This window comes from Nocardioides sp., assembly GCF_031422975.1.
Classification (GTDB): Bacteria; Actinomycetota; Actinomycetes; order Propionibacteriales; family Nocardioidaceae; genus Nocardioides.
Window position 1 is genome coordinate 1 of record NZ_JANPEO010000157.1, and the last position, 10,039, is coordinate 10,039.

A 10,039-nucleotide genomic window follows, 5' to 3' on the forward strand; every position below is an offset into this window, starting at 1 on the left:
GGTGCGGGCCGGTGCGGGGGGTGGTCATGGGAGTTCTTTCTGCTCGAGGGTGGCCCGGATCAGGCGTGGGGTGAGGTCCGGGCGGACCGTGTGCGCGCTGGCGACGGTGAGCGCGGCGGCGGCGTGCCCGAAGCGGGCGGCCTGTTCGGGGGTGCCGCCGTCGAGCAGGACGTGGCAGAAGGCGGCGAGCATCGAGTCGCCGGCGCCGGTGACGTCCTCGACGTCTGCTCGCAGGGCCGGGATCTCGATCAGCTCGTCGGTGGTGAGGAGCCACGACCCGCGCCCGCCCATGCGGATCCACACGAGCTCGACGCCGCGGGCGTGCAGGGTCGCGGCGGCCGTACGCACCTGGCGGTCCGTGCGCGTCGGCAGGTCGGTCAGCGCCGCGAGCTCGTCGCGGTTGGGGGTCACGGCGTAGAGGCGGGAGTCCAGCGCGTCCTTGAGCGCTGCCGCCTTGGGGACGCTCACGGGCTCGAAGATGGTGCGCACGCCGCCGGACAGGTCCAGCGCATGCTCCAGGGCGTCGCGGCGGAGGTTGCCGTCGAGCACGAGCACGCCGGCCGAGGCGATCACGTCGCGCGCGGCCTGCACCTGGTCGGGCCCGAGCTCGGCGGTGGCGGCCATGTCGGCGATCGCGACGATGAGCTCGCCGTCCACATCGAGGACCGCGGTGTACGTGCCGGTGGGTCGGTCGGTGCGCGCGACGTGTTCGATGCGGACGCCTGCGGCGGCGGTGTGGCTCAGGAGGTTCTCGCCGAGCGGGTCGCGACCGACGACGCTGACCAGGTGTACGCGGTCGCCGAGCCGGGCGAGGTTCTCGGCGATGTTGCGCGCGACCCCGCCCGGCGCCATCGAGCCGTGGCCCGGGTTGCTGGTGTGACTGGTGGCGCGGGCCTGGCTGCGGGCCTTGAGGTCCATGTTGGCGCCGCCGATCACGACCGCGCCCGGGCTCTCGGCCAGGACGTAGCCGCGGCCGAGGATGACGCCCTTCTTGCCGAGGTTGGAGATGTGCACGTTGATCGAGGCGCGGGTCGTGCCGAGCGCTGCGGCGAGTGCCTCCGAGCCCATGAGGGGGTCACGGCGCAGCAGGTCCAGGATCTGTTCCTCGCGGTCGGTCAGCACCTCATGAACATAAAGGACACTTAGTGCAATAAGCAAATGAGAGTTGCGAGTTCCCCACAACCCTGGACCGACGAAAGGGTGTCAGCGGCGACGGAGGAACGACGCCGGGTTGAGCGGCGCGAGCGCGATCCGCCAGGCGGGCGACCTGGCGGCGAGGCGGCGACGCTGGTCGTCGACCTTGTCCCAGAACGGCGCAGCGGACGGCGGCTCCGTCGGTGTGAAGACCGCGACATCGGCCTCCCGCGCCAGGGCCGTCGGCACTCCGAGGGCCCTCGCCTGAGCGGGTCGCGTGCTGTGGGGTGGTACGCCGACACCGAGATCGCGCGCCGTGTCGAGCAGCTCGTCCCAGCCGCCCAGATAGGCCGCCGAGGCACGCGACGCCGTCCGGCGGCGCTTGCGCCGGACCCCCTTGGCGACCGGAATCAGCGCCACCGACGCGGGCACGAGCAGGAGCAGCGGCCAGCGCGGCAGGGGCACGTCGCGCCTGTCCTGCTGGGCGGGAAGCTCGGGCTCGGGCAGGTCCTCGGGCTGCTGCTCCTCCGGGCGGGTCGGCTCCTCCCGCTCGGGCGGCAGCTTGACCGGGGCCAGCTTCACGTCGTCGCGCCGGGGCGCGCGGTGGCTCATGAACTCGGCCGTCTCCAGCACCCGCCACGAGCCGTCGGCGACGCGGATCTCCACCCAGGCGTCGAGGTGCTTGCCCTTGATCACACCGTTCTTCTCCAGCACGGTGCCCACCGCGACGCGCGCCGGGACGCCGAGCCGGTTGGCGAGCAGCGCCATCGTGGCGGCGTACTGCTCGTCGTTGCCCACCATCGCCGGCGCGTTGACGAAGCCCTCGTCGAGCCGCAGCGAGTCCTGGCCGGCCTCGAACCGCGCCTCCCAGCCGAAGACGCCGTCGCTGTAGCGGCCGCGCACCCGCAGCCGGTCGGCGATCTTGAAGACCGCCTGCATGTCGGTCCTGGCGCCGAGCGACCAGGCCTGGGCCGGGACGTCGAGGAACGCCGCTGCGTCTCGCAGGGTGGTGTCGGGCGTCGGCCACGGGCGCATCCGCTCGTTCAGCCGGTCGGCCACCGCGATGGCCGAGATGACGTAGTCCTCGCGGACGTCGAGGCCCCCGGGCAGCAGGGCGGTGTCGGTGGCCCGGTTGTAGCGCAGGTCCGGGAGGCGGTCGGTGGCGTAGTCGTCGTAGAACTCGAAGGCCTGCATCGCCCCGATCGTCGGCACCCACGGCAGGTCCCAGCGGTTGCGCACGAAGAAGGTGTACAGCTCCTCCTGTCCGGCCGCCGGGTTGTCGATGCGGGACGAGACCCGCATGAAGCGGTCGGAGAAGTCCGTGGGGCCGGTGTCGTTGGCGGCGTACCAGCGTGTGCCGTCGTAGCGGTCGAGCACCGCCACCCGCACGCGGGTGCCCGCCTTGGCGCCGCGCACGCGGAAGAGCTTGGTGTCCGCGAGGTTGTCGTAGACGCCGGGGCCCTGGTCGCGGAAGCGACGGAACGCCGACAGCGGGGTCTCGATGTACGCCGCGTCGTAGGGCGTCACCACTTCGCGCAGCACGAGCCGGCGCTCCGGCGCGATCGAGTGGATGAACGGAAGCGTGGCCGCGGCCACCACCCCGACGACCACCAGCGCCGACACGACACGACCGAGGGGCACCACGCCCAGGCTGGGGTCGGCCGTGCGACCGGCCTCGATCCGCATCCCGCGATGGCCGATCCAGGCCAAGGCCACTGCGCCGAAGGCCACGCCCTGGAGCACCACCGAGAACGCCTGCGGGAAGCCGAGGAACAGCACCAGCACGAGCATGACGAACAACGGCAGTACGGGCAGCGCAGCGCGCCGGCTGCGCAGCGCCATCGCGGTGGCCGTGCAGGTCAGGAAGTAGGTCAACGCGTAGGGGATCAACAGCACCGCGCCGGCGCTGTCCACCGGCGGGGCGGTCTCGACGAGCGCGAGCCACGAGGTCGCGGTGCCGAACAGCACCCGGTTGATCACCTCGGCGTCCGGGATCCCCAAGAAGAGCCCCGAGGCACCGAGCGCGAGCCCACCGGCGGTGAGCAGGTAGATCACCGACATCGACTCCAGGACGATGTCGAGACCCAGCCGGACGGTGATGACCAGGAGCGCCCAGCTCATCCCGATCCCGGTGCCGACGGCGGCCACCACGAGCCAGCGGTAGCCCGCGAACGTGGGCCAGAGGCCGCTGATCGCGATCGCGGTCAGGACAGCGATCGCCAACAGGTCGATGCCGGCGTAGCGGGGCAGGGGGCGTGCCTGGAAGCTCATGACGAGGCCGCCATCACGCCGGGGAGCTCGGCCAGCGAGCCGACCATGACGACCTCGTAGCCGTGCTGGCGCAGCACGGACGGGGTGTCGCCCGGGGCGGCACGCAGCACGACGCAGCGGGTCTCGGCCGGCACCCGCACCAGCGCCGCGGCCAGGGCGTCGAGGTCCGGGGCGGCGGAGCCGGTGACGACGAACAGCAGGCTGGTGTCCGGGGCGAGGATGATCGCCTGGTGGATCTCGCCGGCGAGCGGCTCCGCGTCCGGATCCCGCTGCACGCGACAGGTGGCGTCCAGCACCGTGGTGGCCGGCACGGAGGTGATCTGCTCGCGGCCGCTGAGCAGGCTGATGTCGTACTCCTCCCGGGCAGCGCACATCACCAGCGAGGCGGCGATGGAGACGCCGAGCTCGTACTCGTCGTCGGAGAGGTAGGAGCCGGGGGTCGGGTCGAGCACGACGGTGGCGTGGTTGCGGCGGGTGTCGTGGTACTGCCGCACCAGCAGCTCGCCGGCGCGGGCCGACGAGCGCCAGTGCACGTGCCGCAGGTCGTCGCCGGGGACGTACTCGCGCAGCGCGTGGAAGGCCAGGTCGCTCATCGAGACGCGGTCGCTGGGGACACCCTCCAGGTCACGCACCTGCCCGGAGCCGAGCGTGGACAGCAACGCCATCCGCGGCCGGACGTAGAGCTCGATCGGGTCGCACCACTGGACCGCCCTGCGCAGCAGGCCGAGGGGATCGGTGCGTACGGCGGTCGCCGGGCCGACGTCGTGCACACCGCGCTCGAGGTCCTCGACCACCACGTCGTGGCCGACGCGTTCGGTCGGGCTCATGGTGGGCATGCGCAGCCACGAGACGCGCTCGCCGACGGGAAGCCGGACGAGCGGCTGCCACAGCGAGAGCCGACCGTCGTTGACGGCGGACAGCGTGATGTCCACCCGCTCGCCTGCCACCGCCCGGGGGGGACGCAGCGCGAGCGACGCCCGCACCCGCATCGGGATCAGCAGCCACGGGACGGCGAGCAGCACCGCCAGCGCGCACATCAGCGCGACCAGGCGCAGCTCGACGATGTCGGCGTAGGCCGAACCGGCCCACGCGGCGAGCGCGAGCGCGATCACCGCCCGCCCGGTGGCGGTCGGCACGCGCAGCAGCGCGAGTGCCCCTCGGGCCGGCCGGACCCACGCGCCGGACATGGTCAGTCGCGCGCAGTCGGGGGCTCGACGGAGCCCAGCAGTCGCTCGATCACGTCATCGACCGAGACGCCGCTGAACTGAGCCTGCGGGTCGAGCAGCAGTCGGTGACACAGGACGGGCGGGGCCAGCGTGGTGATGTCGGAGGGCACCACGGTGGTCCGGCCGTCGGCGGCCGCCCAGGTCTTGGCGACCCGGACCAGGGCCAGGCAGCCGCGCGCGGAGAGCCCCATCTTCACGTGCGGCAGCACGCGGCTCGCCTCGGCGAGCTGGCGCACGTAGCGCACGACCGCGCGGTCGACGTACACCTCTCCGGCCAGGCGGGTGAGGTCGGTGACGACCTGGCGGCTCGCGACCGGCGTCACCAAGGAGGCGCGGTCGCGCACCGCCGAGCCGAGGAGGAGCTCCTCGGTGGCGTCGGCGTCGGGATAGCCGACCGAGGTCTTCATCAGGAAGCGATCGAGCTGGGCCTCGGGCAGGCGGTAGGTGCCGGCCTGCTCGATCGGGTTCTGGGTCGCGATCACCATGAAGGGATGCGGCACGTCGTGGGTGATGCCGTCGACGGTGACGTGCCCTTCCTCCATCACCTCGAGCAGCGCGGCCTGGGACTTGGGCGAGGCACGGTTGATCTCGTCTGCAAGCACGATGTCGTGGAAGATCGGACCCTGGTGGAAGTCGAAGGTCCCCTTGTGCTGGTCGTAGACGGTGACGCCGGTGACGTCGGTCGGCAGCAGGTCGGGCGTGAACTGGATCCGGGCGTGCGTGCCCTCGATGGTGTTGGACAGGGCCCGAGCCAGCATCGTCTTGCCCGTGCCGGGCAGGTCCTCGAGCAGCAGGTGGCCCTCGGAGAGCAGGCAGGTCAGCGCGAGGCGGACCACGTGGTCCTTGCCGAGCACGGCCAGACCGATGTTGTCGGCCATTGCGGAGAACGCCGAGGCGAACCACGTCGCCTGCTCGCTGGTGAGCGAACCGGTCGTGGCCGTCGCGGTGCCAGTCGTGGCAGTCATGTGTGGTGGGCCCTCTCCAGCGTGATCGCCTGACGCGATCCAGTCGTGTCGAAGGGTACGCGGGCTCACGCCGTACGTGTGCCGGGTGGCAGACTCACCGCGTGAATTTCCCGAGCTCGCCGCTGGCCTGCCTGACGGCCGCGGCGGCGGTCCTCGCCCTCGCGGGATGCGGTGATCGCGAGCTCACGGCGCAGGACCTGCCCACCGAGCCCACGCCGACGATTGCGGCGTACGCGCCGGGCGACGAGGTCCCCCCCGGGCAGGCCGCGCTGACGCTGGTCCCGGCCGACGCCAGCGTGGTCACCGTCACCGACTTCGACGAGTCGCGGGCGAGCCTCGGGGTGCCCGACCTGACCAGCGGCGACCTGATGACCGACCGCAACGACTACTGGGAACGAGCCCGGCGCGAGAGCGTGCTGCTCGCCGAGGGCATGTTGCGGGCGGACACCTCCCGGCTGATGCTCGACTACGGCTTCACCCAGGACGACGTCGACTGGGAGGCGCACTTCACCACCCCGACCGGTGCCGGCTGGATCCTGGCCTTGCGTCCCGACCTCGACCTGGCGCCGGTCCAGCGGGCCGTGACGGACGGGGTCGCCGGCCTGGCGGGCGGGGTGGTCGACCCCGCTCGGCATCTCGTCTCGGCCGGTGCGGCCACGGCCGACGAGGACACGTGGGGCACCATCGAGGGCATCGCCGACCTGACCGGTGACACACCGGCCGAGTCGACGTACTACCGATCCGGGTGCGTGCCGTTGGGTACGGCGCTGGGGCCGGACGCCGACGCGGAGGACCAGGAGGCCGTGGTGAGCGCACACGACCCGACCGCCCTGGAACCACTGGCCCGATTCGCGGTGAGCTTCGCCGACGGCGTGGCCACCGCGCGGCTGGGACCGGACCGCACAGACCTGTTCACCCGCTCCGCCCTCGCCACGGACTTCCCGAGGATCGGGTCGATCGGCTTCGGCGACGCCTTCACCATGCCGGTGGTGGATCCGTCGACCGGGCGCATCGGCTACGCCGTCGCCGGGCCGCACGCCGCCGCTGCGGCGACGCTGACCGAGCTGTTGCCGTTCGCGGTCTGCAACGAGGTCACGCCGATGGAAGAGCCCGCCGGCCTGTGAAGCGCCTGATCGGATTCACCGCCCTCGCCCTGGTCCTGGTCGCGATCGCCGGCGCGCTGGGAGCCTGGCAGCTCCGGGCGTGGCAGGACCGGCGCGAGTCCGAGGCGCGTGACCTCACCCAGCTGACGCCGGTGCCGCTGAGGGAGGTGATGGGCCCGGACGACCCGTTCCCCGGCACCGACCTGGGTCGGCCGGTGAGCCTGGAGGGCGAATGGCTGCCGGGGGGCGCCTTCTACGTCTCGGACCGGGAGCACGCCGGCACCGCCGGCCTGTGGCTGGTCGTCCCGCTGGCCGTCGGCGCGGCCACCGACCCGGCCATTCCCGTCGTGCTGGGGTGGACCGAGGACGTGGACCCCTCCCTCGTCCCGACCGGAGCCGGGTCACTCACCGGGTGGCTGCAGCCACCGGAAGGCAACGGCTCCTTCGACGACGACCCCAGCGACGACGTCGTACCCCAGCTCCGCACCGCCGACGCGATCCAGCGCGTCGACAACGACCTCTACAGCGCCTACGCCGTCGCCACCTCGCCGAGCGCCGGCTTGTCGCCGGCGCCGCTCGACGCGCTGCCCGAAGTGGGCTGGTTCTCCGCGCTGCGCAACCTGCTCGACGCCCTGGAGAGGTGGTTCTTCGGCGGGTTCGCGGCGTTCGTGTGGTGGCGCTGGCTGCGCGACGAGCAGGCGGTGCGGACGGCGGCGTCGGCGGCCCGTCAGATCGATGATGCGCCGTCGGTAGATTGACCGCGTGCGCAACCTCTTCCTCACCTACCGCGCGCTGGCCCTCGTCGTCGGCGTCCTCCTGTTGGCACTCACGGTGGGGATGGTGTTCAAGTCCGCCCTGACCGAGGGGACCGACCTGCAGACCTTCGGCGACAGCCTCACGGGCACCGTCGCACTGATCCACGGCTGGGTCTACATCGTTTACGTCGTGGTGGCGTTCCTGCTGTCGCGGCGAGCGGGCTGGTCGCTCGGCTATCTCGTGCTGATGCTGCTCGCGGGGTTGATCCCGGTCCTGATCTTCTGGGTCGAGCACAACGTGGTGACGCGGTTGCGTGCCGAGCACGCAGAGCTGCGCTGACGTGACCACGGCCTTCGTGCTCGGCGGCGGCGGCGTGCTCGGCGCCGTCGAGGTCGGCATGCTTCGGGCCCTCTTCGAGCGCGACATCGTCCCCGACCTGGTGCTCGGCACCAGCGTCGGCGCCCTGAACGGTGCGATGGTCGCCCGGGACCCGTCGATCGACGTCATCGAGCACCTGACCGACCTCTGGGCGATGACCGCCCAGTCGCGCGCCTCCGCCGGCCCCGAGCTGTTCCGCGACCGGCCGTTGCGGACCGTACGCCGGGTGGTGGCCACCGGCGGCACGCATGTCTTCTCCTCCAAGCCGCTGCGCGAACGGCTGGTCGACGAGTTCGGCGACCTCACCTTCGAGGACCTGCCGATCACCTTCGGGGTGTGTGCCGCCAGCATCGAGCGCGCCGCCGAGCACTGGTTCACCAGCGGCCCGCTCGTGCCCGCCATCGTGGCGAGCGCCGCCGTCCCGGGCCTGCTGCCGCCGGCCCTGGCGACGACGGAGTACGGCGAGGAGCACTTCCTCGACGGCGGCATCGTGAACTCCATCCCGGTCGGCCGGGCCGTGGCCCTGGGCGCCACCCGGATCTTCGTGCTCCAGGTCGGCCGGATCGACCGACCCCTCGCGCCCCCGAAGCGTCCGTGGGAGGTGGCCCGGGTCAGCTTCGAGGTGGCGCGGCGGCACCGCTTCCAGCGGGAGATGTCCGAGATCCCGGACGAGGTCGAGGCGCACGTTCTGCCGGCCGCGGGCACGTCCCCCAAGGACGACACCATGCTGGCCTTCCGCGACTTCGACTCCGTGCAACGTCGCATCGATGCGACGTACGACGCCTCCGGGGCCTACCTCGACGAGCACCTGGCAGACCAGTGAGCCGGGGACCGGGTTGATCTGGGCGCTGCGGCGGCTGGTGATCGCGCCGGCCGTCGTGCTGCTGACGGTGCTGCTCTGGGTGAGCCTGCCGCTGTGGCTGATCGTCGCGGCCGCGCTGGCGCCACTGCTGCGAGGCCGGTGGCGGGCACTGCGGCTGCTGTGGGTGCTGATCCTCTACCTGAGCGCCGAGTCGCTGCTGCTGCTCGTGCTGCTCGGCCTGTGGCTGGCGTCCGGCTTCGGGTGGCGGCTGCGGTCGCCGTACTTCCAGGGCATCCACTACGACCTGGTGCAGTGGGTGCTGGTGGTGTTCTTCCGCGAGGCGCGGCGTGTGCTGGCGCTGAAGATCCGCACGGACGGCCCGGCGCCGGTCCCGCACCCGACCGAACCGATCCTGGTCTGCTGCCGGCACGCGGGCCCGGGCGACTCGTTCATGTTGATGTATGCGCTGTTGCACTGGTACAACCGCGAGCCGCGCGTGGTGCTCAAGGACACCTTGGCGTGGGACCCGGCGATCGACGTGCTCCTCAACCGCATCCCGGCGTCCTTCATCTCGGCCAACCCGGGACCGGGGGAGGACTTCGAGACCAAGATCGCGCGGCTGGCCAGTGACCTCGACGCCAACGACGCGTTCGTGATCTTCCCTGAGGGGGGCAACTTCACCCCCGCGCGCCGCGACCGCGCGATCGCCCGGCTGCGCAGGCTCGGGCTGGAGCGGATGGCTGAGCGCGCCGAGCAGATGACCAACGTGCTGGCGCCCCGACCCGGCGGCTTCCTGGCCGCGCTGGACGCGGCGCCCGAGGCCGACGTCGTGCTCGTCGCGCACACTGGGCTCGACCACATGCTCACGATCACCGACGTCTGGCGCGAGCTCCCGATGGACAAAGAGCTCATCATGCGCTGGTGGGAAGTGCCCCGCGCGGAGATCCCGGCCGATCGCGACGAGCGGATCGAGTGGCTCTTCGGCTGGTGGGAGAAGATCGACGCCTGGATCGACGACAACAGGCCGCGGGACCTGCCCCGGCGCTGAGCTCTCAGAGGAGCCCCCGCTGGGCGGGGACTCCTCTGCGAGGCGTTGTCAGTCCTTGTGCTCCGGCACGTCGTCGACGTCGATGATCTGCGCGGGAGCATCGGGCGTCGTGACCTCGTGCGGGGTCTTGGCGGCGTCGCTGATCGCCTCGCCCGGAGCGCCGCCGGCCACGTCGTCGGTCGTCTCGCCGGTCTGCTCTCCGGCCGTGTCGTGAGCCACGTCATCGCCACCGTCCGCAGCAGCCGGCTCGACCGGCGCGGCCGGGGTTGCGGGTGCTGGAGGGGGCGTCGGCACGTAGGAGGACTGCCAGTTGCTGCTACCCGCCGACTGCTGGCGCAGCTTGGCGAACACCGCAC

General features: G+C 72.1%; 10 protein-coding genes. 5 read left to right on the top strand and 5 right to left on the bottom strand.

The features are described from left to right. Nucleotides 1–24: 24 nt before the first annotated feature. The 4 genes from RMO85_RS04915 to RMO85_RS04930 all read right to left on the bottom strand — a co-directional run bounded on the left by RMO85_RS04915 (nucleotide 25) and on the right by RMO85_RS04930 (nucleotide 5,596). Nucleotides 25–1,122, bottom strand: coding sequence for a PfkB family carbohydrate kinase (locus RMO85_RS04915; RefSeq protein WP_310526834.1), 1,098 nt, complete (start codon nucleotides 1,120–1,122; stop codon nucleotides 25–27). An 81-nt stretch (nucleotides 1,123–1,203) separates the two neighbouring features. Beyond that, a complete protein-coding gene (locus RMO85_RS04920) occupies nucleotides 1,204–3,405 on the bottom strand; it encodes a transglutaminase domain-containing protein (protein ID WP_310526836.1) in 2,202 nt (733 codons plus the stop codon). After that, entirely contained in the window at nucleotides 3,402–4,592 is a 1,191-nt protein-coding gene (locus RMO85_RS04925) for a DUF58 domain-containing protein (RefSeq protein WP_310526838.1), read from the bottom strand. Before RMO85_RS04925 ends, RMO85_RS04920 begins: the two co-directional genes overlap by 4 nt. A gap of 2 nt (nucleotides 4,593–4,594) precedes the next feature. Continuing rightward, nucleotides 4,595–5,596: a MoxR family ATPase gene (locus RMO85_RS04930; RefSeq protein WP_310526840.1), complete on the bottom strand. Its 1,002-nt coding sequence runs from the start codon at nucleotides 5,594–5,596 to the stop codon at nucleotides 4,595–4,597. 101 nt (nucleotides 5,597–5,697) lie between these two features. On the opposite strand from RMO85_RS04930, the gene RMO85_RS04935 reads away from it, so the two are divergent. Genes RMO85_RS04935 through RMO85_RS04955 form a run of 5 tightly spaced genes read left to right on the top strand, consistent with a single transcriptional unit; the run spans nucleotide 5,698 to nucleotide 9,683 of the window. Beyond that, nucleotides 5,698–6,720, top strand: coding sequence for a hypothetical protein (locus RMO85_RS04935; protein WP_310526842.1), 1,023 nt, complete (start codon nucleotides 5,698–5,700; stop codon nucleotides 6,718–6,720). After that, complete coding sequence (locus tag RMO85_RS04940; RefSeq protein ID WP_310526843.1) at nucleotides 6,717–7,457, top strand: SURF1 family protein; 741 nt, start codon at nucleotides 6,717–6,719, stop codon at nucleotides 7,455–7,457. The genes RMO85_RS04935 and RMO85_RS04940 overlap by 4 nt, the downstream gene beginning before the upstream one ends. A gap of 4 nt (nucleotides 7,458–7,461) precedes the next feature. Continuing rightward, nucleotides 7,462–7,794 (top strand): DUF3817 domain-containing protein, encoded by a 333-nt coding sequence (locus RMO85_RS04945; RefSeq protein WP_310526844.1) that lies wholly within the window; start codon nucleotides 7,462–7,464, stop codon nucleotides 7,792–7,794. A gap of 1 nt (nucleotide 7,795) precedes the next feature. Then, nucleotides 7,796–8,656, top strand: a complete 861-nt coding sequence (locus RMO85_RS04950) for a patatin-like phospholipase family protein (RefSeq protein WP_310526845.1) — start codon at nucleotides 7,796–7,798, stop codon at nucleotides 8,654–8,656. Then, a complete protein-coding gene (locus RMO85_RS04955; RefSeq protein WP_310526846.1) occupies nucleotides 8,601–9,683 on the top strand; it encodes a 1-acyl-sn-glycerol-3-phosphate acyltransferase in 1,083 nt (360 codons plus the stop codon). The genes RMO85_RS04950 and RMO85_RS04955 overlap by 56 nt, the downstream gene beginning before the upstream one ends. Nucleotides 9,684–9,731: 48 nt before the next feature. Here RMO85_RS04955 and RMO85_RS04960 read toward each other — a convergent pair. Next, nucleotides 9,732–10,039, bottom strand: a 308-nt coding sequence (locus RMO85_RS04960; protein WP_310526847.1) for a hypothetical protein, incomplete at its 5' end; no start/stop codon positions are given.